Genomic DNA, 23255 nt, shown 5'->3' with positions numbered 1-23255 from the left:
ACAGTTTTTTTTCTATTGATTACAATTAGTTTAGGAAGAAAGGCTTTGGAGGGGCAATGGAAAGCAGGTCAACTCAGCGACAAGTATTAATGGTAGAAGATACCGCCTCGGTTGCGGCCTTGTACAAATCTTACCTAAACCCCCTGGGTTTAATGGTCAGTATTGTCGGGACCGGGACGGAAGCACTCAGCTTCGTCAAAGATATTACTCCTGACTTAATATTGCTTGATCTTCGACTGCCTGACATGACGGGCATGGAAGTGCTGGAATCTGTGCGTCGAGATCACGGTAATATTCCGGTGGTGATCATGACGGCACATGGTTCTATCGACGTGGCCGTAGAAGCCATGCGTCATGGTGCGCAGGACTTTTTGATCAAGCCGTGTGAAGCGGACCGTTTGCGGATCACCGTTAACAACGCGCTAAAAGAAGAGAATAAAGCGCCGAAAGAGCGCCAGAAGTCCAAACAGGGCGGGGCACAGTACCAAGGATTTATAGGTAACAGCCTTCCAATGCAGGCTGTGTATCGAGTGATTGAGTCTGCGGCTTCTAGTAAGGCAACGGTATTTATTACCGGTGAAAGCGGCACAGGTAAGGAAGTCTGTGCAGAAGCTGTGCACGCGGCAAGCCCGCGAAATGATCATCCTTTTGTAGCCTTGAACTGTGCGGCGATTCCGAAAGAGCTCATAGAAAGCGAACTGTTTGGCCATGTAAAAGGGGCGTTTACCGGTGCCTCGACCGAAAGGCAGGGAGCCGTAGAGCTCGCTAACAAGGGGACACTGTTTCTCGATGAGCTTTGCGAAATGGATTTGGATTTGCAAAGCAAGTTACTGCGTTTTATCCAGACCGGCACCTACCAGAAAGTCGGCTCATCCAAAACTAGCAGCGTGGATGTTCGCTTTGTGTGTGCAACCAACCGCAATCCATGGGTTGAGGTTCAGGAAGGGCGTTTTCGTGAAGACTTGTATTATCGCCTGCATGTGATTCCCGTTACCTTGCCGCCGCTCAGGGATCGTGGCGAGGATGTCATTGAAATTGCCCATGCTTTACTGGCTCTGATGTCAGTAGAAGAAGGCAAGAACTTTAGCCGCTTCTCTCCAGAGGTCATCAACCTGTTTCAGCGCTATAGCTGGCAGGGGAATGTCCGTGAACTACAAAATGTGATCCGAAACATAGTGGTACTGAATACCGGTGAAGAGGTCACGTTGGATATGGTTCCGCCGCCCATATCTGGTGGAGATGGCGCAGAAATTGCACGTACTGTTCAGCTAACTGCTGAACCGCAAAATAATGCGGACACTCGTGATGGGGTTTCTCACAATCATTCCATCGATAAATCGCAAATTGAGCCCTTGTGGGTTGTTGAGAAACGCGCCATTCAGGCGGCGATTGATGCGTGTGAGGGAAATATTCCCCGAGCAGCGGGCTTGTTGGAAGTCAGCCCATCGACGATATATAGAAAATTACAGGCCTGGCAGGAAGCGGCAGGTAGTAACAGGGAGATAAAATAAATGGCAACGAGTATTAATGCATCTACAATCAAGCGCTTATCTGAAGAAGTTGGTCAGGACACAGTAACACTGTTGCTTAATGTCTTCAGTGACGAGCTGGAGCAGTACTTACGTCAGTTATCAGATCAACCTACTATTAGCCAGGTCAGGGAAATTAGTCATGCGATAAAAAGCAGCGCTGCAAGTTTTGGTGCTGATGAGCTAGCTGAAATGGCGCAAGAGTGTGAATCTCGGGTGAAACAAGGTCAGGAGCAGTGGATGAATGACCACCTGTGTGAGTTTACACAGATGGTCAAGGGAATGGCTATAGAATACAAACAGCTAGCTAGCAACGATGAGCTTATCAACCGCATGCTTTAGTTTCTCGCGATCATGACGCCACTCGTGGTTGCTCGAGGCCAGATCTTCAATCACCTGGTGATATCGCGCATCTAATTCAGAACGGTATTGATCCGACAGGACGCCATCAACCTGGCGTCCTCCCATTGCCCTCTCACACCAATGTAGCATTGTTTCAAGGGACATCATCCCGGCAGGTCCGTTCTCTTTATCCAGATTAGTGACAAAGACGATATTGGCGTTGCAGCTCTTAAGAGCAAGTTCAATTTCTTTGAGTAACAGTGGTGGCATGACACTGGTTAAGAAGCTACCTGGCCCTAGTAAAATCACGTCCGCTTCCTCGATGGCGGTGACGGCTTCCCTTGTGGCAGGAACGGCGGGTTCGACATAGAGTCGCTGCGGCACTTCCTGTAACTCATCCACGCTGGTTTCGCCGCTGATTATCTCGCCACTTTGAATCATGGCTGCCAAATCAGCAGGGTGCTCAGACATGGGCACAATATGGGTTTTCACCTTGAGCATGTCACGGATCAGGTTGATAGCTTCTAGCGGGCGAATAGAGAGGTTATCCAGAGCTTTAAGCATCAAGTTACCCAGATTATGGCCACTTAGCTCACCGTTGCCCCGAAACCGGTATTCGAAGATCATTGAACCTACCGAGGGCTCGGTAATGAGCTGGTTGATACAGTTTCGGGTATCTCCCCAGGCAATTCCTCCCTGGCAGGCTCGAATACGGCCGGTAGAGCCTCCATTGTCGGTCGTGGTGACAATTCCTGTAACCTGAGAGCCATAGTCAGAGAGCGCAGACAGGATCCTGCCAAGGCCATGTCCGCCGCCAATGGCAACAATTTTAGCATCAGCAATATTTGTTGTAGTCATAGCCGTAGTTGCATAAATCCGTTATCAAAATAGAGTGGTCAGTGTAAACAAATCGCTATGTGAATTACAAATAGGCCGGGACGAGATGGAGTATAAGTCACGTATAGTGCTAATTTCATAATAAAAAAACCTCCCGTACCGGGTACGAGAGGCAAACACATAGAACGACAGTGTATTGGGATGAAACGCGGCTAGTGCGGTTTTTGCATGATACTCATCAGGTAATCGTAGGTATCCTGACAGTTAGGCGTGTTAAGCAGCGCTTGCTTCTCGCTGGCAGGCACCGGCAGTATTTCCAGCCAGCGCTGACATAGCCAGCTTAAATTATTGAACTCTTTCTTTAAGTTAAGTTGGTTGAGCTCAGGATGCTTGTTGAACATTTGCTTGAGTTTGTCCGCCAGAACAATTTGGTCGTTGCGAATTTCGACTTCCGGCCACTGAGGAATAATGTCATATTCCCCGGAGAAGACACCGCTATCGTCTTGTTCCAGAGCATTGATTCGGAAGTTTTCATGGCCGTATACAGTAACAATCAGTGAACCGTCCAGGGCTGAAGTATCTAAATCCTCAACCGTCACTCGGGTTCCGATATGGAAGAAGTGGTGGCCGTGTTCAGCCTCGTCAAACATACATATACCAAAGCCAATGTCTGAGGTTAGCGCAGCCTTGAATGCGTCCATTTGTGGCCCAGGGGCAACCCGTATTGGCATTCTCCCACCAGGTAGCACATGGCGCTGTTGAAAAAGTAGCGGTATAGACTGTTTCATAATCGGCTCCAACTGTCGTTATAGTTGTCAGGTAACTTAGACAATGCAATTGTGATGCCGGAATTTATACCGCTATTTTGGCTGTGCAGTGGTGCTTTAAAGTTGAATGGGTGCATGTAATTGCATATTGCGAATCTCACTGCAATTTGCATTGTGCATTATGCGAATTATTTCTGATTCGCAATGATTTTCAGCGCATTATCACTAGGCAATAACTCAAGATGGCTTTGTTCGTTAAAGTACCAGCCTTTAATGATCCCCTTTTCCATCATGTCGTTGAAGCCGTCTATGACACGCATCGCCTGCTCACGGGCACGCTTTGCATCCAGTCCTTCTTCTCGCTGTAAATAGAGTGCAATATCGTCAACAGTCGCAGATTCAATAATGTTGGACATAATTCCCCCACTTTTTATGAGAATTTTTAACTATCTTCCCTTTAGTAGTATTGTCGTGAATTCTTACGAAAGGTAGAATGCAACACGTTTTTTTCAGAGATTTGTCAATAAAGCACTTTCTCTGATAGGTTATAATAATTAAGCCGCTGCACATGTCGCTAGGCGATATAATAATGTGTGTAGCAGCCATAACTCCGAGCTTTATTCACTAAGTTGCAGCCTTTTGGGGATGACAATAGGTGGATGAAGACAGTGACAGGTAGTCACCAGGGTCGACAAAGAAATGCATCGGCCTCCCGTATTTGGAAAGGTGTTCCGTGGCGAATCAATTTGAAGATAATTTTCATCGTAAGTTTTATTACTTACGACTCTCAGTGACTGATGTCTGTAATTTCAGATGTACATACTGCCTGCCAGACGGCTATCAACCTGCAGAAAGGAAGAAGCCTTCTTTTCTGACGCTTGATGAAATCAAGCGTGTAACAGGGGCGTTTGCTGACTGTGGTACGACGAAAGTGCGTATCACAGGTGGTGAACCGAGCCTGCGCCGTGATTTTACTGATATTATCGGTACTGTGGCTTCCCAGCCAGGTATCAGTAAAGTAGCGACAACTACCAACGGCTATCGCATGGCGAAGCACGTTGGTGAGTGGCGTGATGCCGGGCTAACCCATATCAACGTCAGTGTCGATAGTCTTGACCCGAAGATGTTTTACCAGATCACTGGTGAAAATATGTTCCATCAGGTGATGGCGGGTATCGATGCTGCGTTTGAAGCTGGTTTTGAACAGGTAAAAATCAACACTGTCCTGCTAAAAGATCTCAACTCACAGGAGCTGCCAAAGTTCCTCGACTGGATTAAGACTCGGCCGATCCAACTTCGATTTATCGAGCTAATGCAAACGGGTGAAATGGACAATTTGTTCAACAATCATCATGTTTCCGGTGTCAGTATCCGTAACCACCTCATCGCGAACGGTTGGCTTCTTAAAATAAAAAGTAACAACGACGGGCCGGCTCAGGTATTTTGCCACCCAGACTACCAGGGCGAGATTGGTCTTATCATGCCGTATGAAAAAGACTTCTGCCAAAGCTGTAACCGCTTACGTATTTCGGCCAACGGTAAACTTCACCTTTGCCTGTTCGGCGATCATGGCGTTGATTTACGCGATTTGCTGGAAGCTGATACTCAGCGAGCAGACTTGATCGATCGTATCCAAAGTGGGTTGCAGCAAAAAGCCGTTGGGCATTTTCTTGATGACGGTAATACGGGTATGACGCCGCACCTTGCCTCAATTGGTGGATAATTTCCGGTTCTGATCGGTACGTGATACTGATCAGACTGCCTACATTTCAATTTATTACTACTTCAGTTTGGGAATTACTGTAATGGGTCATGCAGAAACTGCGTTTGAACCAGCACATGTGGCTGTATTGACGGTGTCAGATACGCGCACCGAACACAATGATACCTCGGGCCAGTACCTTGCAGAGTCACTGCAAGAAGCTGGTCACAAGCTAGCCGATAAAAAAATAGTGATTGATGATGTTTATCAGATACGCGCGGTTGTCTCTCAGTGGATTGCTGATGAGAAGGTGCAGGCGGTACTGATCACTGGCGGAACTGGCTTTACCTCAAGAGATAATACGCCAGAGGCGTTGATCCCTTTGTTTGATAAACAAGTTGAGGGTTTTGGTGAAATTTTCCGCATGGTGTCTTACCAGGAGATCGGCACTTCAACAATCCAGTCCCGGGCGGTTGCAGGTATGGCCAATAAGACCGTTATCTTTGCCATGCCGGGTTCAACGGGCGCCTGCCGGACAGGGTGGATGAAAATCATCAAAGAGCAGCTGGATGCCAGCCATCGTCCATGTAACTTTATGCCTCATCTAGGAAAATAAACAATGAACCAATTTACACATATCAATGCTTCCGGTGAGGCCAACATGGTCGATGTCTCGGGTAAAACGGAAACCGTACGGGAAGCACGCGCGGAAGCGTTCGTCCACATGGCGCCGGAGACACTTGCTCTTATCGTGTCCGGTAAGCATCATAAAGGCGATGTATTTGCAACAGCGCGTATTGCCGGTATTCAGGCGGCCAAGAAAACATGGGATTTGATCCCGCTTTGTCACCCGCTGTTGTTGTCGAAAGTCGAAGTGCAGTTAGAGGCGATAGAAGCCGAGAATATGGTACGTATCGAATCTTGCTGTAAGCTGGCGGGCAAAACTGGCGTGGAGATGGAGGCACTGACTGCGGCTTCCGTTGCTGCGTTGACCATATATGATATGTGCAAGGCTGTGCAAAAAGATATGGTTATCGGTCAGATCCGGTTGCTTGAGAAAACAGGCGGTAAGTCAGGTCACTTTAAGGTGGAAGCATGATTAATGTACTTTTCTTTGCTCAGGTAAAAGAGCTGGTAGGCGTTGATCGCCTTGAAATGGATGCCGGGTTTGCGACGGCTGAGGAGCTGCGTACTCATCTGTGCGAGCGTGGTGACAAGTGGCAACTGGCATTGGAATCCGGCAAGTTGCTGGTCGCTGTCAATCAGACTATTTGTCCGTTAGATACTGTTATCAAGGATGGGGATGAGATTGCCTTCTTCCCGCCGGTTACCGGAGGCTAAATATGATCTCTGTTCAGTTTGAAGATTTCTCGGTTGCGGATGAGTACGCCAAGCTGGCCGAAGGCACTGATGCCGGTGCTGTGGTGACCTTTATCGGTAAGGTGCGAGATTTCAATCAGGGCGATACTGTCACTGGTTTGTCTCTGGAGCATTATCCGGGAATGACGGAAAAATCGTTGGAAGAGATCGTCGAGCAAGCCCGTGAGCGTTGGCCATTGCTGCAAACCCGGGTTATTCACCGGGTCGGTGATTTGGAGTTAGGCGATCAGATTGTCTTTGTCGGTGTGTCGAGTGCCCACCGTGGCGCCGCTTTTCAGGCGTGTGAGTTTATTATGGACTACCTGAAAACACGTGCCCCGTTCTGGAAAAAAGAGCAGACACCCGAAGAGTCACGCTGGGTTGATGCTCGTGAGACCGATACCTCTGCTGCTGATCGCTGGGTAACAGATCAGTAAAGCCATGCGGGTACTTGGTTTTCTTGCTCAGGGCAGAACTTAGGTTCTGCCCTGTTTGTATCGGGTGAGTGTGCCTCCCTTCTCTCTTTTGCTGCATAACTCTTCGTTTTGGCATCGCGCCAGTATTGAATAACTACCACCTTTGATTATTTGGGTTGTTTGGCCGCTCTTGTGTGGTTGTTTCTTGAGTCGCCGCCGGCTGGCAGCTTCGTTACCGTGAATAATCTTTCTCTAATATTCTTATGTTCTTTCATCCTATCCTGTGCTAATTTCAAATTAACGGAATAATTAACCTTTCAAAGTGAATGGTTATGGTTTTTACGCTGTTGCTCGGTGCAGCAGTTTGGCAATAGGGGGATGTAGTTATGATCAGGAGCGATCGATTACTCTATGAATTAGCACCAGATGGTTTTGGTAGTCGGCATTGTGAACCTTGGGAGCAATGGCGCGAAAGAGTACATGGTGTGTTACCCCAGTTTCCGGAAGAAGTGCTTGAGCAGTGGGTATATCGTCATTGGAAAGGCGTGCTTTGTAATTGGGGCTGGTTAGATTTTCAGGCCATGAGCTTTACAAAGGAGCGATGGAGTACCGATGACATTATTAACCAAATCAAAACACCGCATGATGATGTGGTTAGTAAGTTCTCGAGTCGAATGAATAATCCGTTGTTTCAGCGTAGCTGGCTTGTTCAGAATATGCAGGATAATGGAACCTGGCCTGTTGCCCCCATTGTACTGCAGTATGAAAGAGACCTGTATGCGACGAACGGACGGATATTAAAAGCACCATTTAATTTGCTTGAGGGCCATCATCGCCTCGGATATTTAAAGTCAATCGCAGAAAATGGTGGATATTTACAAGACCATCATAATATATGGTTGGTGCGTATTGCGCTTCATTAGGAAATAATCTATTCGTAATTAGAATATAGTGGCGTCCAATTATGGGACGCCATTTTTTGTTTGGCATTAACTGTCGCTTTCTCCTTATTATAAATTAGTTCACTTTGTCCTAAAATTGACTCAGATTTAGATCTTTTTAGTTATTGGTAAAAAATAAATTATATTTTTTTTCCTCTTTTGTTTATGTCCTATTCCATTTGGTTATCGATATAAAGTTCCCTTTTTTTCAAGTTTTATGAATTAAATTTCAATATTGGGTCTTATTTTATAAAGCTACTGAATAATCATTCTCTGTATGTGCTTGTTATGATGGATCAAGATGCTGCTTATGTGGTTATTTATGGTGTTTTGTGGTGTTGCGGTGTTTTTTTGTTGTTGATATGTTTCTTTTCGACTCAGGAAGGGTTGAAAAACACAACAAAATATTACAGGAAAGTATAATGAAAAAAACATTATTAGCAGTAGCGGTTCCTGCCGTTATCTTTAGTAACGCTGTTAGCGCAGTAGAACTTCTTAAAACTGAAGAAGCCATGGTTGATTTTTATGGCCAGCTTCGTACTCAGATTGAAAAATATGAAGATAAAGATGTCACTTTAAATGCGGGTTCTTCGCGTGCAGGTGTAAAGGCTGAATATACACTTACCGAGACAGTGGATGTATTTGGTAAAGTGGAGTTTGGCCTGAACTTTAAAGCTGATGGTTCTGATTACACGATGAAAAACCGCCTGCACTATGTCGGGTTAGATACCGATTTTGGTAAGTTTTCTATCGGTCGTCAATGGATTGTATCGGATGACATGTATGGTGCTGAATATTCATATTTCTTTGGAGGAAACGGAATTCTCCATGCCACGCTATCGAAAGCACGTCATGACTCGCTGGTTAAATATAATTATGAAGGCGAAAGTTTCCTGCTCGCGGCTAACTACGGTTTGACAGAAGATGACAACAACCAGGAACTGGCTGAATTGTTCGTCTCTTCGAGCGTCGGTAATTTTAACTTTCACTTCGGTGGCGGTGTTAACCGTGATAAGTCATTCAGTGTAGGCACAAAAACGGTAACGCCTAACCCGGCTGTTCCGGAGTTTACCAAGGAAGAGAAAATCACTGCCGATATCGAAAATACCTTCTTTGAAGGTACGCTAGAATATACCGTCGGACCGGTGCTGCTGGGTTTCACCTACTATAATTCGGAGCTGGCGAAAAAAGGGTCTAACGTTACTATCGATGGAGATGGCTTTAGCCTGGGAGCAACGTATAGCTGGGCAGATAATGCAACGGCGTACACCGGTGTTGGCTATGCTGCACAGGAGTCGAATGCTCTGCAGGAAGACGGTGACGGAAAAACTTATTACATAGGTACTGATTACAATTTCAATAGCTGGTCACGTATCTATGTGGAATACGGCTATGAAGACGGCGATACGCTTGGCTATACCAATAAGGCAAGTGATAGCTTTGTCGGGGTTAAGTCAACTGACTCTGAAAGCAAATTTGCTATCGGCGCACGAGTTTACTGGTAATTGATACCTTTTCCAGTGTTTAGCCCGGCCATCGCCGGGCTTTTTTGAATTGAAATCAGTATTTATTCCAATTTGCCGAGCTGCTGATAACAGCTGCGCTCAGCTGAATTGAGTTCCATCATGACAGAGTGAATATCGGCTTGTTGTTGCTGTAGGAGTTTTTGCCGATGCTGGATAGTGTTCAGCATGGCTTGTAGCTGCTTCTTGTTTCGTTTTTCAGAGTCGTAGAGATGGAATAGCTCATGAATATCGGTAAGACTGAAGCCTAACCGCTTACCTCGTAATATCAATTTCAGGCGAGCACGGTCCTGACGTGAAAAGATCCGTTGCTTTCCCTTTCTGTCAGGTTTTAGAAGACCTTGATCTTCATAGAAGCGGATACTTCTGAGTGTCACCGAGAACTCTTGTGCCAACTGTGAGATGGTATAAGTTTCTGCATTATCACGCTTATCTTTTTTCATCCGTTGTCGTTCCATTTACAATCTAGATCCACGTCCCTGGATCGGCGAAAAGATCATTTCACACCGTGCTGAAATTGACAAGCCGGTTTGCTGACGGGGCAGCAGATAAGAATGAAAATAGCCCCTATGAGAAGGGGCTAGGGTGGTGTTTTAAGCTTAAGACGTGGGCTTACTTGACACCGTTAGTGTCGCCTTTGGTCTTATGTGACGGTGGCACATAGCCGTGACGAACACGGGAAGGACTTGGACGTGAGAAACAACCAGCTGGTCTCATATATCAACTCTCAAGATAGAACGGAACGGGAACGGAATATTGAAGTACACACCTGATATCTCTGGCTTGGCGGGTCGCTTCAATAGAAACGATAGTAGCGTTATTGGCCTGTTATAGGTACTTGAAAATTGTTAATAAATGCCTTTGTGAAAAGTTAATCTATCAGTGTTTTTTTTATTCTGTTTCGTTATTAAGTGTGTGCTACAGGCGTAGTTATCTCTTTTGTGCCATATTTAAAACTCGGCTTGAAAGCTTTTCGATGAAAGAGACTTTTTGCCGGGAATAATTATTCAATTTGGCTGTTTGCATCGATAGCCTCTGTTAGCTATCAGCTTGCTTAGGTTTTATTGAATTTCTGTTATTGAGGTTAACAGCGGAGGGTTTTATGAAGCACAGACGCGTATCAAACCGACGAATTAAACAGATTCTGGGTGAGATTCTTTATGAAGATATGCATACTGAATCGCATAATAGTGATAATGATCAGACATTAGTTGAAAAGAAAAAACAGTCAAATCGTGATATGAACCCAGGTTTAGATATAGATAGTGAAAATAAGTAAGTGTCAGTTTTTTCCGAAGCACCCTGTTTAGGGTGCTTTTTTGTGCTTGCTTGTCGAGGTTTTGCAAAAATGTTATTGACTCGAGCTTGTTTTGTTACCCCCTATGAGTTTTTTATGCTGAATATTTATTCATGCCTACAATTTTTCATTCAAAAAAGACATTTTCTTGGCGTTTTTGGCGGATTTTTCTCTATAGTTAGGGTTTTCTGATAGATTGAACTGCAAGCTTGATATTGATTGGGTGAATTAACTGGTTTTACGCTATTTATTAAGCATAATATCACTTTTTGTAATCAAATTGTGGCAAATTGCTTCAATGCCTGATAAGGTTTTGACCAATTCTTCGGTTTGCTCTGTATTGTTTAGGATTAATAATGCAGATATTGCTGACATTTTATGCGCCTGCTGAAGACCGTCATGGACGTATCGATAGAATGTATTGGAGTTAATGCATGTATAAGAATAAAATTACTCAGGCGCTACTATTAAGCGCGGGTATGGCCGTAGCCGCGACCTCATTTTCTACTCTTGCGGCTGATGTACCAGCTGGCGTCAAGCTAGCAGCGAAACAAGAACTGGTTCGCGGTAACGGTACAGAAGTTGAATCTCTTGACCCTCAGAAAGTCTCAGGTGTTCCAGAATCCAATGTATTGCGTGATCTGCTTGAAGGCCTTGTTAACCAAGACGGCAATGGTGCGCTGGTTGGTGGTGTAGCAGAGTCATGGGAAACCAAAGATAATAAAACGTGGATCTTCCACTTCCGTAAAGATGCGAAATGGTCAAACGGCGATCCTGTTGTCGCTGAAGACTTCGTCTACACCTGGCGTCGTCTGGCTGATCCTAAAACTGGTTCGCCTTATGCCTCTTACCTGGAAATGACTACCATGGCTAACGCCGGTGACATTATTCTTGGCAAGAAGAGCCCAGAAACTTTGGGTGTTGAGGCAGTCGATAAGCACACTCTTAAAGTTACCCTTGATAAGCCAGTTCCTTACTTTGCATCAATGACGGTTCACACCTCACTGAAGCCGGTAAACAAGAAAGTTGTTGAATCACTCGGTGACAAGTGGACAAGCCCAGCCAATTACGTCGGGAATGGTGCTTATACACTGGATAAGTGGGTGGTTAACGAGCGTATCGTACTTGCCCGAAGTGAAACATATTGGGATAACGATAAAACCGTTCTGAACCAAGTAACTTATTTGCCTATCGAGAACCAGGTTGCCGAAATGAACCGCTTCCTGGCAGGCGAGGTAGACGTAACGTATGAAATGCCAAACGAGCACTTCAAACGCTTGGTGAAAGAATATCCGGAAGATGTAAAAGTTACGCCTTACCTGTGTTCGTACTACTACGAATTCAATACCACCAGAGCGCCGTTTGATAACGAAGATGTGCGTAAAGCACTATCTTATGCCATCGACCGTGATGTGATTGCCAAGTTTATTGTGGGCAAGGGTGAGACACCAGCTTATAACTTTACTCCGCTCGCGACTAACGGACTGGACGTTGATATGCCTCAGTACTCGGAGTTGTCGCAGAAAGAACGTGTAGCCAAGGCGAAAGAGCTACTTGCTAAGGCGGGTTATGGTTCTGACAACCCTCTGAAGTTTGACCTGCTATACAACACCAGTGAAAACCACAAGAAAGTTGCTGTAGCAATTGCCTCAATGTGGAAAAAGTCATTGGGCGTTACAGCCGTTCTTGAAAACCAGGAGTGGAAGAGCTACCTAGACACCAAGCGTCAGGGTGATTTTGATGTATCACGTGCTGGCTGGTGTGGTGACTACAACGAAGCGTCGACTTTCCTGGCGATCCTTCGTGATGGCCACTCGCAGAACTATCCGAAGTACTCGAGCAAGTCATACGACGCCCAGCTAGACAAGGCGTTGGCTGCTGCATCTGATGCAGACCGCTCGGCTGCCTATAAGGGTGCTGAAGCACTGTTGGCTAAAGATATGCCTATCATGCCTATCTACCACTATGTGAATGCTCGCCTGGTTAATCCTAAACTAGGTGGCTACCCAGAGAAAAACCCTGAAGATAATATCTTCAGCAAAGACATGTACATCATTGCTGACTAATAAACAGCAAGATAAATAATTAAGCGCTGCTCCGAACTCGGGGCAGTGCTCATTGTTCGTACTTGATACTTACAATTTTTTTAACTGTCACAGACTTAAATATACGGTGGAGTTTATGATTAAATTCATCGCTAAACGGATTTTTGAAGCAATACCAACTCTGTTGGTATTAATTACAATCTCGTTTTTCCTGATGCGTTTTGCACCAGGCAACCCTTTTTCAAGCGACCGCCCGCTTCCTCCGGAAGTGATGGCAAATATCGAAGCCAAATACGGCTTGGATAAACCTGTATTTGAACAATATACGACGTATCTTGGAAATATTGTTCAGGGTGATTTTGGCCCATCCTTTAAATATAAAGACTTTACGGTGAACGAGCTGGTCTCCAAGGCTCTGCCTGTCTCCGCCAAAATCGGTTTCTTTGCCTTCATCTTTGCATTGGTGATGGGGGTCACCGTCGGCACCATTGCCGCGTTGAAGCAAAATAGCTGGATAGACTATACGATAATGTCTACCGCCATGGCGGGGGTGGTCATGCCATCCTTCATATTGGCTCCGGTGCTTATCTATATTTTCTCAATCAATCTTGGCTGGCTGCCGGCTGGTGGCTGGAATGATGGCTCAACCAAGTACATGCTGCTGCCAATGTTCGGTATGTCACTGTTGTATGTTGCGACCTTTGCCCGTATTACCCGCGGTAGCATGATTGAGACGTTGAACAGTAACTTTATTCGTACTGCTCGTGCCAAGGGCCTGAGTTATCCCTACATCATTATCAAGCATGCGCTAAAGCCTGCGCTGCTACCGGTTGTTTCCTATATGGGCCCGGCCTTCGTCGGTATTATTACCGGTTCTGTTGTCATCGAGACCATCTTTGGTTTGCCTGGTATCGGAAAGCTCTTTGTTAACGCAGCCTTTAACCGTGACTATTCACTGGTATTGGGTATCACAATTCTAATCGGTACGCTGACTATTATCTTCAACGCCGTTGTTGATATTGTCCTTGCGTACATTGATCCGAAAATTCGTTACTAGAGGGCCGAACAAATGATGCTTACTAAAAAAGACAATGTAGAGGCCGTCGAGAAGTTTTCCGAGCAGCTGGAAATTGAAGGCCGTAGTTTGTGGCAGGATGCCCGTATTCGTTTTATGCGAAATAAAGCGGCGATGATCAGCCTTGCCATTCTATTCTGTATAACGCTGGCGGTTATTTTCGGTCCGATGTTCAGCTCGTATGCTTTCGATGATACCGATTGGTATGCACTGCATGCCGCTCCGAGTCTCGGTGCAGAGGGACATTTCTTCGGTACCGATAGCCTTGGTCGTGATTTGTATACCCGAACACTGATCGGCGGGCGCATCTCCCTGATGGTGGGGATTCTGGGCGCCTTGGTTGCGGTGGTGATTGGTACTCTCTATGGTGCAACATCGGGTTTTGTCGGCGGCCGCACCGACCGCATTATGATGCGTCTTCTGGAAATCTTGTACTCAATTCCGTTCATGTTCTTCGTGATCGTATTGGTTACTTTCTTCGGTCGAAACATCATGCTGATTTTTGTGGCGATCGGGGCGATCTCCTGGCTTGATATGGCTCGTATCGTCCGGGGGCAGACCTTGTCCCTGCGAAGCAAAGAGTTCATCGAGGCGGCACATGTTTCGGGCGTTAGCCGTTGGAGAATCATTACCCGCCATATCGTGCCGAATGTTCTAGGTATTGTTGCTGTGTACTCAACCCTACTGGTACCGTCGATGATCCTGACTGAATCATTCTTAAGTTTCCTCGGCCTGGGTGTCCAGGAGCCAATGACGAGCTGGGGGGCCTTGCTACAGGAAGGCTCACAAACGATGGAGGTTGCCATCTGGCAGCTGATGTTCCCGGCGGCATTCATGGTTGTAACTTTATTCTGCTTTAACTATGTGGGTGACGGCTTGCGTGACGCACTGGATCCAAAAGACAGATAAGAATGAATCGTTCTTTGGCTCATGGCGGATGAAACGAGGCCGTGAGTCAAAGGCGAGAGAGTATAAGGAAGTATTATGAGCTTATTAGATGTCAAAGATCTACGCGTAGAATTTACAACACAAGACGGTATTGTCACCGCGGTTAACGATCTTAATTTTTCTCTAAAACAGGGTGAAACCCTGGGTATTGTGGGCGAGTCAGGTTCGGGCAAAAGCCAGACTGTTTTCGCCATTATGGGCCTGCTGGCCAAAAACGGTATCATCGGCGGTAGCGCAAAATTTGAAGGTCGCGAGATTCTTAACCTGCCTGAGAGCAAGCTGAATAAGCTTCGCGCCGAGCAGATTGCGATGATTTTCCAGGATCCGATGACGTCGCTTAACCCCTATATGAAAGTCAGTGATCAGCTGATGGAAGTGCTGATGCTGCACAAAGGAATGGGTAAGTCCGAAGCTTTTGAAGAAAGTGTACGTATGCTGGAAGCGGTTAAAATTCCGGAAGCGCGTAAGCGTATTACCATGTATCCGCATGAATTTTCGGGCGGTATGCGCCAGCGTGTGATGATTGCCATGGCATTGCTGTGTCGTCCGAAATTATTGATTGCCGATGAGCCGACGACGGCACTGGATGTAACTGTTCAGGCCCAGATCATGGAATTGCTGAACGAGCTAAAGAGTGACTTCAATACCGCGATCATCATGATCACCCACGATCTGGGTGTTGTTGCCGGTAGCTGTGACAAAGTGCTGGTGATGTACGCAGGCCGTACGATGGAATACGGTAAGATCAATGAAATCTTCTACAAACCATCGCACCCGTACACAGAAGGTTTGCTCAAAGCGATCCCTCGTCTTGATACGGACGGCGAGGAGTTACCGACGATTCCGGGTAACCCGCCTAACTTACTTCGCCTGCCTGTTGGCTGCCCTTATCAGGAGCGTTGCCACAGGGTGACAAGTCGCTGTACGCAGGAAGCTCCTGCGTTGAAAGACTTTGCCGAAGGTCGTTTACGTGCGTGTTTTTCTGATATGGGGACGTGGTAATGGAAGCACAAAAGAACCTGCTGTTAGATATTAAAGATCTTAAAGTTCATTTTGATATTGCCCCTAAGTCGGCATGGCCGTGGAGCAAGCCGTCCAAGCTAAAAGCGGTCGATGGCGTTGGTATTCGCCTCTATGAAGGTGAAACGCTGGGGGTGGTTGGCGAATCCGGCTGTGGTAAGTCGACGTTTGCTCGTGCTGTGATTGGTCTGGTTGAGGCTACTGCGGGTAATGTTGTCTGGCTGGGGCAGGATCTGACCAAGCTAGATCAGGTCCGCATGCGTGAAAAGCGTAAAGAGATCCAGATGATTTTCCAGGATCCGCTTGCATCACTGAACCCTCGGATGACTGTCGGCGAGATCATTGCCGAACCGCTGAAGGCGTTCTACCCGGACTTGCCTGCTGACGATGTGAAGCAGCAAGTCAAGGCAATGATGGCTAAAGTTGGTCTGCTGCCAAACGTGATTAACCGCTATCCGCACGAATTCTCCGGTGGTCAGTGTCAGCGTATCGGTATTGCCCGTGCACTTATCCTCAAACCTAAACTCATCATTTGTGACGAGCCGGTATCGGCCCTTGATGTATCGATTCAGGCACAGGTTGTTAACCTTCTTAAATCATTGCAGAAAGAGATGGGGTTGAGTTTGATCTTTATTGCCCACGACTTATCAGTGGTTAAGCATATATCAGATCGCGTGCTGGTGATGTACCTGGGTAATGCGGTAGAGATGGGAGAAGGTGAGGCGTTGTTTGCTGAGCCTAAGCACCCGTATACCAAGGCGCTAATGTCTGCGGTACCAATCCCGGATCCTGATCTGGAGCGTAATAAACATATTGAATTGCTGGAGGGAGAGCTTCCTTCACCAATGAATCCACCTTCAGGCTGCGTGTTCCGTACCCGCTGCCCTCAGGCTACGGCGTCGTGTGCTGACAGCAAGCCTCAGTTAGAAGGGGGAGACGTTCACGCGGTAGCCTGCCTGAATGTTCATTAATTCAAGCCTGTGACAGGCTTTAAGCGCGGTGTCAAAGCCGCGCTTTTTTTCGCCTGTTGTTTTGTCAAATAATTGTTGCCGACAGTCAAATTTATGACCTTGTCTGCATGTTATAAAATATTGATAAAAATGTAATTTGTCATTACATTTTCGACTGAGTAGTACGAACAAGGATTGTTTATATGCGGTCACTATCGGTGCAGTGGAAGATCACCCTGATGGCAGGGGTTGGTCTGTTACTAACAGTTTTGGTGTTAACCAGCCTATCATTTTACTTTTCTGGCCAGAGCCAGCAGCTAGTGAGTGAGCAGTCATTCACTTCTCTTCGTAACAAATCCCAGGATGTTGTCCAGGCTCAAGCAGAGCGTCAGGCGATATATGTTCAGCAGTATTTCGATGAAGCCATCTACCGGGCAGAAATGCTGGCCCAGAGCGTGTTGTTCCTCAAATACAATGCCGAGGAAAATTTTACCAATAGTTCTGAGCTTCGAGGCTCGATCAATGAACTGTTGCGGCGATCCGTGAATGAATTTTCTAATATCTACGGTGCTTTCGTTGTCTTTATCCCTGACGGGTTGGATGCCGAAGACAGCAACTATCATGGGGCGGACTATGTCGGTGCCAATGGCAATGGGCGTTTTGCTCCATATTGGTCGAAGGCAGGAGCGGATGAAGCCGAGCAATTTATTATCGCTGAACAAGAAATTGTAGATAGTGGCTCAAACCAATGGTTCAACTGTAGCCTGGATGCCAAGCAGACCTGTGTGCTTGATCCTCAAATAGCGAAAAGGGGAATCGGCGGGCAGCTGGTGAGTACGATTACCATACCGCTAAGCGTCGATGGCGAAGCTGTCGGTGTGATGGGCATCGATATCCGTCTAGATGCGCTGCAGGCTGTCATCAGCGAAGTTGATAAAAATCTATATCGTGGGGCTGGCAAGGTATCTTTGCTAAGCAAAGACGGAACTATCGTTGCGTGGGACCAGGCAAATAATCGCCCCGGTAGTCAGTTTACCAACAGCGATGGCCTACCGGTCGAGTTAAATAGCTGGCTATCGACAGGAAACGATTATGTCGGCTGGAGCCAGGATCAGCAATGGCTTCAGGCATATACGCCGGTCGAACTTGGCCTGGTGAGCTGGGGAGTTGTTATTCAGCTTCCGAGCGAACAGGTATTGGCAGAAGCTATCGCTTTGGATAAAACAATAGCGATTCAACGCGATGAGTCATCAAGGATTCAGGTTATCGCCAGTGTCGTGATCGCTTTTACCGGCCTGCTGGTTGTCCTGTTGGCTGCCTCCCGCCTGGTTGCGCCTATTAAGCAGGTGGCTGAGCGGCTGAAAGATATCGCTTCCGGTGAAGGTGACTTGACCCAAAGGCTCCATGTTGCACAGCAAGACGAGGTGGGGGAGCTTGCTCTTTGGTTTAACCGCTTCTTGGATAAGCTGCAAAATACCATTAGCCAGGTCGTAGTTGCCGTGGACGAAGTGAGTAAAACGGCGACAGAAGCAGCTGATGTGGCCAGTCAAACCCGGGATGGCAGCCAGTCTCAGTTCAAAGAGGTTGATATGGTTGCAACGGCAGCCGAGGAAATGGCCCAGACTGCCGAGCAGGTTGTACATCATACAGAAACGGCGGTGGTTGCTGCTAGCCAGGCTGATATTTCTGCCCAGGATGGCCAGACTGTTATTCAGACATCCGCCCAGTCGATGGGGACACTGGTCTCGCAGATGGAGGCGGCTGTACCTGTTGCTAAGGATCTGGAAAACAACAGTGAAGACATCAACCAAATCTTGCAGGTGATCGAGGGTATTTCCGAGCAGACAAACCTGCTGGCGCTGAATGCCGCAATAGAGGCTGCTCGCGCTGGTGACCAAGGGCGTGGATTTGCGGTTGTTGCAGATGAAGTACGCCAGCTGGCGAGCCGCACACAGGACTCGGTAGGGCAGATACGTACTGTCATTGAGGTACTGCAGCAAGGTACGCGGGATGTGGTTGGTGCTATCGAACAGGGCAACCAGCTGGCCGGGAATACGGCGCAGCAGGTAAGCCAGGCCGTTGACAGCCTGAATCAAATTTCGAATGCGGTGAAGGCGATACAGTCGATGAATGAGCAAATTATGCATGCAGCTCAGGAGCAACAGACTGTTTCGGCTGAAGTAAACAGCAACGTCGCCAATATTCGTCAGTTGAGTGAGAATATCTTAGATCAGGCTGAGAGCTCTGCCGGTATTGGCAATCGGCTGACCAGCCTCGCCAAGCATCAGCAAGAGCTGGCCGGGCAGTTTAAGGTTTAGTCGCGCTCTTTATTACCATTGCTGAAATGATGACAAGACGGCGCAGCTAGCCAATTTCTTTGGCAGCTGCGCCTGTTTTTATTTCGGATACTACTCGACAGGGTACCAGTAGCCTAAATTAACCAGTTGGGTTAGTAGGGCAATAAAGGCGGGGTGGTCGAGTTGCTTGCCCAATGAAGCACTGGTGACCTGTTCATTGTCGCAAAGGTAAGTGGCGGCAAAGCTGCATTCTTCGGGAAGCTCAAACCGTTCGCCGTTGATGTAGAGAATGTATGGCTGTTCTGGGTAGTAAAATGCCCGCAGGCCGCCTAGGCGTTTCATGGTCTCGCCGTTTTCAAGAAACTGGTACGTTTCGCTATTTTGCCAAGGTGGCTCGGCTGAAATGATATCCAATTCATGGCGGCTGTTGCTCAGGTGCTCTCCCATCCACTGTTTCATTAAGTGGGGATGTGCGAGTAAGCTGCGCATCATGGCTTCCAGATCCTGATATTCTTCGTTAAGGATCGCACCACTATTCGTTCGTGTTGGTAGATCAGGGTTATGGTAATGAACATCACCCATTTCGTTGGCAATGACAAAGTCGGCTAAGCTGCTTAGAAGCTCTTGCTTTTTAGGGGAGCGGAAGCCGACAGAGTAGCTCATTGACGTGTCGATGGCATAACCGTCATGGGGGTAGCCCGGTGGGATATATAAGATATCGCCAGGCTCCAGGATCTCATCAATGATTGGTTCGAACCCTTTGATCTGGCGTAGTGCCGGATGACCGAATTCTTCTTCATAATCGTCTTTTTTGGGGCCGACGCGCCAATGTCGTTTGCCGGAGCCTTGGATAATAAAGACATCGTATTGGTCGATATGCGGACCGACACCGCCCCCGGGAGTGGAGTAGCTGATCATCAGGTCGTCGAATAGCCAACTAGGCAGCTGGTGAAACGGAGTGACAAGTTTCGCAGCCCCTTCATGCCAGTGGTTTGCTGCCTGAACAACAAAAGACCAGTTGTCCTCCGGCATATTGTCGAAGCTGAGTGGGCCATGGGAAACCTCCCACTTATTACCGCGTTTGGCAATATATCGCGAGTCTACCTCTTCTTCCATTGCTAGCCCGGCTAGCTCATCAGGGCTAATTGGGTCAACAAAGTCTTTGAAGCCCCCTTTTATTACAGTGGGTTTCTTCTGCCAGTACTCGGACATAAACGCTTCAAAGGAGAAAGTCAGCTGGTACATAGTGCCATTTAATCGAGGTGCATTTGTCGCGATTATAGCGCATTCCGCATCACAGGGTGACGGGGAATGCGCAGCTGAAGTCAGTTTAGTTCGGGATGATAGGCTGCAAATCTATTGCTGCTACTCGGCAGGCAGTTGACGAAGCAGTGGGAAAGCGGCCTTTTGCTGCTCGTGGCTAACAACGAAGCCGACAAGTTTCTCCGTGCCTTTTTCAAATGCCTTGGCAATATAGCCATCGTTATCTCGAGTGATTTCCCAACTCACATCAGAACGCGCCGTTTGCCCCGACAGATTAAGCGGGAACCACGGGGTTTTGGCTTTGACCAGGCTTGCAGGTAATTTTACCGGTGTTGGGTTGCCTGACAGGGTTTTCGCCAATGCCATGGCCGAGAGCATAGTAGGCTGCAGAAATGCCCTGATTTTTCCACCCAGCTCGGCACAATCACCCAGTGCGTAGACGCTATCTGCCGATGTTTTAAGGAACTCATCAATTACAATTCCCCGGTTGACAGTAATGTTAGCCTGCTCGGCCAAGACAGTGCTCGGCTTTAGCCCCATGGCAGCAATCACGACGTCGGCTTCGACGATGTTTTTGTCATCAATTTGGACAAGCAGCTGCTGGTGGTGACGGTTAACCCCTGTCACGGTAGCGGAGAGTTTCACGTCGACCCCTTTTTCTGTCATGGTCTGAAACACCTCGGCACCCATAAATGAGGGAAGCAGTGTCGGCATTAAACTGCTGGCCCGGTCACAGATGGTGACTTGTTTACCGGCCTCGGCAAGATCCATCGCGATCTCCGTACCAATCAGCCCGGCACCGAGAATAATTACTGACTTGGCCGTTGCAATCTTGTCCTGATGACTGGCATATTCCCCCAGGCTATTAAGCGTTACGATTTCATCTGTTGCATTACCGTCAAAAGGCGGTACGAAAGATGAGGCACCTGTGGCCAATACCAGCTCTGAGTAGCTGACAGTTTTATCTGACAGCTGGACTGTTTTTGCCTCTGTATCTATGGACTGAACCCGGGTGTAGGCAAGCAGCTCGATGTTGTGTGTGCTGGCAAAGTCTTCAGCCGATTGCTTGATTAAGTCACTCGCGTTCTGCCTGCGGGAAAAGACATGGCTCAGCTCCGGCTTGGAATAGTCGTCACCACTGTCCGCCGTAATGACGGTGACCGGTGTCTCGGTATTAAGTTTACGAAGCGACTTCACCAGCTGGTAAGCGGCAAAGCCGCTACCAATAATCACTATATGTTTATCCATCAGTCACGTCCTCAGGCTATAGGTTCAAAAACTTCTTTACCGATACCGCAATCCGGGCACAGGAAGTAGTCCGGTACGTCATTCCAGGCGGTTCCCGGTGCAACGTCTTGGTTCGGCTCACCTAGTTCTGGGTCGTAAACCCACTGACAGACAGTACAAATCTGCTTTTCAGTGCTGTCGCCAGTTGTGTTTTTTTCTGCCGGGGTGTCGTTATTGCTTTTCACTGTTGCAGGCTGAGCAATAGAGACTTCAGGTTTTGCCTGCTCTGCTGGCTGCGAAGTATTTACTTCGCTTGTTGGAACTGGTTGCAGTGCCCATTCGCGTGCGATTTTACGTCCGTGCTCGCGGCATTCTTCCAGTGCATTGCCATCAGGGCGCCATTTGGCTTTCATACCTATGGTGGTAAAGAAGCCTGCGTCTGTCAGGCGGGCATGGATTCGGTCAACAGCCCCGCCGTTCCAGCCATAGCTACCGAAGGCTCCTGCTTTTTTGCCCTTGAAGCGCAGACCGGTAATCTCTTCTAGCATCCCCGCAATTTTAGGCATCATGACGTTGTTCATTGTTGATGAGCCAACCAGGATACCCTTGGAGCAGAACACATTTGCCAGGATTTCATTCTTGTCATGACGGGAGACATTGAAGATTTTCACGGCAACATTCGGATCGGCTTCAGTCATACCTTGCGCAATGGCATCAGCCATCATACGGGTGTTGTTTGACATAGAGTCGTAGAAGATAGTGATTTTGTCCTCTTTGTACTCATCAGCCCATTCCAGGTACTTTTCGATGATCTGCGTTGGGTTGTCACGCCAGATCACACCGTGAGAGGTTGCTACCATATCGACCGGTAGGTTGAAGCCAAGGACTTCATGGATTTTTGCTGTTACCAATGGGCTGAATGGTGTCAGGATGTTGGAGTAGTAGCGCAGGCACTGCTCCATCAGTTCGTTGTACTCTACTTCGTCGTTGAACAGGCGCTCGTCGCAGTAGTGCTGACCGAAGGCGTCGTTACTGAAGAGTACTGCGTCTTCAGTCATGTAAGTCATCATGCTGTCCGGCCAGTGCAGCATCGGTGTTTCGATAAACACCAGTGACTTGCCGTTGCCGATATCAATGCTGTCACCCGTTTTTACGGTGTTGAAGTTCCACTCGGGATGATGATGATGACCGGTAATAGAATCAACGGCATTTTCTGTACAGTAAATAGGTGTATTGGGGATCTTCGACATTAGCAGAGAGAGTGCACCGGCGTGATCCTCTTCTGCATGGTTAATAACAATCAGATCGATATCGTTCAGGTTGATTTCCTGCTCCAGCTTTTGTACGAAATCGTAGCTGAATTTATGGTCGACGGTGTCAATTAGCACGTTTTTACCTTCACGGATCAGGTAACTGTTATAGCTGGTACCCTTAAGGGTTTTGTATTCCGTGCCGTGAAAATCACGAATTTCCCAGTCGCGTTGACCAACCCAGTGGATATTGTTTTTAACGTGAATAGACATACAACTTACCTATAAAATGCTTAACATGTATTTTGAATGCATGTTAAGTCGCAGGGTGATTTTGGTCAAGTGTAAAGTTGTATTAAAAATGCATCTTTAAGGTATATTATTGATATTAAAAGAAATAAAGTGTTTTAAAAAAGGGGGGGCGGATGGAAGCATCGCACACAAAAAAGGCCAGCATATCGCTGGCC

Annotated in this window: 24 protein-coding genes and 1 riboswitch; of the genes, 16 read left to right on the top strand and 8 right to left on the bottom strand. The window is 47.3% G+C overall.

Annotated features, from left to right (window positions below):
* Positions 1-56 precede the first annotated feature (56 nt).
* Positions 57-1511 (top strand): quorum-sensing sigma-54 dependent transcriptional regulator LuxO, encoded by a 1455-nt coding sequence (gene luxO, locus EIZ48_RS02630; RefSeq protein WP_160648579.1) that lies wholly within the window; start codon positions 57-59, stop codon positions 1509-1511.
* Complete coding sequence (locus tag EIZ48_RS02625) at positions 1512-1871, top strand: Hpt domain-containing protein (protein ID WP_160648578.1); 360 nt, start codon at positions 1512-1514, stop codon at positions 1869-1871. It begins immediately after the preceding gene.
* On the opposite strand, the gene yvcK is transcribed toward EIZ48_RS02625, so the two are convergent.
* From yvcK to EIZ48_RS02610, 3 genes are all read right to left on the bottom strand, one after another.
* Entirely contained in the window at positions 1833-2729 is an 897-nt protein-coding gene (yvcK, locus tag EIZ48_RS02620) for a uridine diphosphate-N-acetylglucosamine-binding protein YvcK (protein ID WP_160648577.1), read from the bottom strand. The two genes, EIZ48_RS02625 and yvcK, sit on opposite strands and share 39 nt — an antisense overlap.
* Before the next feature lie 191 nt (positions 2730-2920).
* On the bottom strand, positions 2921-3496 hold the full coding sequence (locus EIZ48_RS02615) for an LON peptidase substrate-binding domain-containing protein (RefSeq protein WP_160648576.1): 576 nt from the start codon (positions 3494-3496) through the stop codon (positions 2921-2923).
* A gap of 167 nt (positions 3497-3663) precedes the next feature.
* Complete coding sequence (locus tag EIZ48_RS02610; RefSeq protein WP_160648575.1) at positions 3664-3891, bottom strand: hypothetical protein; 228 nt, start codon at positions 3889-3891, stop codon at positions 3664-3666.
* A 180-nt stretch (positions 3892-4071) separates the two neighbouring features.
* Positions 4072-4220, top strand: a riboswitch (molybdenum cofactor riboswitch).
* Here EIZ48_RS02610 and moaA point away from each other — a divergent pair.
* From moaA to EIZ48_RS02575, 7 genes are all read left to right on the top strand, one after another.
* On the top strand, positions 4209-5198 hold the full coding sequence (moaA, locus tag EIZ48_RS02605; protein ID WP_160648574.1) for a GTP 3',8-cyclase MoaA: 990 nt from the start codon (positions 4209-4211) through the stop codon (positions 5196-5198). (Overlaps the previous riboswitch by 12 nt.)
* An 82-nt stretch (positions 5199-5280) precedes the next feature.
* Positions 5281-5793, top strand: coding sequence for a molybdenum cofactor biosynthesis protein B (moaB, locus tag EIZ48_RS02600; protein WP_160648573.1), 513 nt, complete (start codon positions 5281-5283; stop codon positions 5791-5793).
* A 3-nt stretch (positions 5794-5796) separates the two neighbouring features.
* On the top strand, positions 5797-6276 hold the full coding sequence (gene moaC / locus EIZ48_RS02595) for a cyclic pyranopterin monophosphate synthase MoaC (protein ID WP_160648572.1): 480 nt from the start codon (positions 5797-5799) through the stop codon (positions 6274-6276).
* Positions 6273-6518 carry a molybdopterin synthase sulfur carrier subunit gene (moaD, locus tag EIZ48_RS02590; RefSeq protein ID WP_160648571.1) on the top strand — a complete coding sequence of 82 codons (246 nt, stop codon included), beginning with the start codon at positions 6273-6275 and terminating at the stop codon, positions 6516-6518. The genes moaC and moaD overlap by 4 nt, the downstream gene beginning before the upstream one ends.
* Before the next feature lie 2 nt (positions 6519-6520).
* The gene (moaE, locus tag EIZ48_RS02585) at positions 6521-6973 is read left to right on the top strand and encodes a molybdopterin synthase catalytic subunit MoaE (RefSeq protein ID WP_160648570.1); all 453 of its coding nucleotides are present in this window, start codon (positions 6521-6523) and stop codon (positions 6971-6973) included.
* Positions 6974-7338: 365 nt separating this feature from the next.
* Positions 7339-7875: a hypothetical protein gene (locus tag EIZ48_RS02580; protein WP_083651861.1), complete on the top strand. Its 537-nt coding sequence runs from the start codon at positions 7339-7341 to the stop codon at positions 7873-7875.
* Positions 7876-8315: 440 nt separating this feature from the next.
* Positions 8316-9398: a porin gene (locus tag EIZ48_RS02575; RefSeq protein ID WP_160648569.1), complete on the top strand. Its 1083-nt coding sequence runs from the start codon at positions 8316-8318 to the stop codon at positions 9396-9398.
* Between the two features lie 62 nt (positions 9399-9460).
* Here EIZ48_RS02575 and EIZ48_RS02570 read toward each other — a convergent pair whose 3' ends face one another.
* Entirely contained in the window at positions 9461-9859 is a 399-nt protein-coding gene (locus EIZ48_RS02570) for a MerR family transcriptional regulator (RefSeq protein ID WP_160648568.1), read from the bottom strand.
* A gap of 659 nt (positions 9860-10518) precedes the next feature.
* Between EIZ48_RS02570 and EIZ48_RS02565 the strand changes: the two genes are divergently transcribed.
* The gene (locus tag EIZ48_RS02565) at positions 10519-10695 is read left to right on the top strand and encodes a hypothetical protein (protein ID WP_240152848.1); all 177 of its coding nucleotides are present in this window, start codon (positions 10519-10521) and stop codon (positions 10693-10695) included.
* Between the two features lie 261 nt (positions 10696-10956).
* On the opposite strand, the gene EIZ48_RS29660 is transcribed toward EIZ48_RS02565, so the two are convergent.
* Positions 10957-11088, bottom strand: a complete 132-nt coding sequence (locus EIZ48_RS29660; protein ID WP_275690346.1) for a hypothetical protein — start codon at positions 11086-11088, stop codon at positions 10957-10959.
* Positions 11089-11147: 59 nt separating this feature from the next.
* On the opposite strand from EIZ48_RS29660, the gene EIZ48_RS02560 reads away from it, so the two are divergent.
* From EIZ48_RS02560 to EIZ48_RS02535, 6 genes are all read left to right on the top strand, one after another.
* The gene (locus EIZ48_RS02560) at positions 11148-12779 is read left to right on the top strand and encodes an ABC transporter substrate-binding protein (protein WP_160648567.1); all 1632 of its coding nucleotides are present in this window, start codon (positions 11148-11150) and stop codon (positions 12777-12779) included.
* 115 nt (positions 12780-12894) lie between these two features.
* Positions 12895-13815 carry an oligopeptide ABC transporter permease OppB gene (oppB, locus tag EIZ48_RS02555; protein ID WP_160648566.1) on the top strand — a complete coding sequence of 307 codons (921 nt, stop codon included), beginning with the start codon at positions 12895-12897 and terminating at the stop codon, positions 13813-13815.
* 15 nt (positions 13816-13830) lie between these two features.
* Entirely contained in the window at positions 13831-14742 is a 912-nt protein-coding gene (gene oppC / locus EIZ48_RS02550; RefSeq protein WP_160648775.1) for an oligopeptide ABC transporter permease OppC, read from the top strand.
* A 75-nt stretch (positions 14743-14817) separates the two neighbouring features.
* Complete coding sequence (locus EIZ48_RS02545) at positions 14818-15783, top strand: ABC transporter ATP-binding protein (protein ID WP_160648565.1); 966 nt, start codon at positions 14818-14820, stop codon at positions 15781-15783.
* A complete protein-coding gene (gene oppF / locus EIZ48_RS02540) occupies positions 15783-16772 on the top strand; it encodes a murein tripeptide/oligopeptide ABC transporter ATP binding protein OppF (protein ID WP_160648564.1) in 990 nt (329 codons plus the stop codon). Before EIZ48_RS02545 ends, oppF begins: the two co-directional genes overlap by 1 nt.
* Positions 16773-16954: 182 nt before the next feature.
* Entirely contained in the window at positions 16955-19069 is a 2115-nt protein-coding gene (locus tag EIZ48_RS02535; protein WP_160648563.1) for a methyl-accepting chemotaxis protein, read from the top strand.
* A gap of 90 nt (positions 19070-19159) precedes the next feature.
* Here the strand turns inward: EIZ48_RS02535 and EIZ48_RS02530 are convergent, their stop codons facing one another.
* The 3 genes from EIZ48_RS02530 to norV form a co-directional block, all read right to left on the bottom strand.
* Complete coding sequence (locus EIZ48_RS02530) at positions 19160-20293, bottom strand: ribosomal protein uL16 3-hydroxylase (protein ID WP_160648562.1); 1134 nt, start codon at positions 20291-20293, stop codon at positions 19160-19162.
* Positions 20294-20413: 120 nt separating this feature from the next.
* Positions 20414-21559: an NADH:flavorubredoxin reductase NorW gene (norW, locus tag EIZ48_RS02525; protein WP_160648561.1), complete on the bottom strand. Its 1146-nt coding sequence runs from the start codon at positions 21557-21559 to the stop codon at positions 20414-20416.
* Between the two features lie 11 nt (positions 21560-21570).
* Complete coding sequence (gene norV / locus EIZ48_RS02520) at positions 21571-23061, bottom strand: anaerobic nitric oxide reductase flavorubredoxin (protein WP_160648560.1); 1491 nt, start codon at positions 23059-23061, stop codon at positions 21571-21573.
* Positions 23062-23255: the final 194 nt, after the last annotated feature.

Source organism: Photobacterium alginatilyticum (genome assembly GCF_009910675.1).
GTDB lineage: Bacteria > Pseudomonadota > Gammaproteobacteria > Enterobacterales > Vibrionaceae > Photobacterium > Photobacterium alginatilyticum.
The sequence above is the reverse complement of the archived record's forward strand: the minus strand, read 5'-3'. Positions and strand labels throughout refer to the sequence as shown.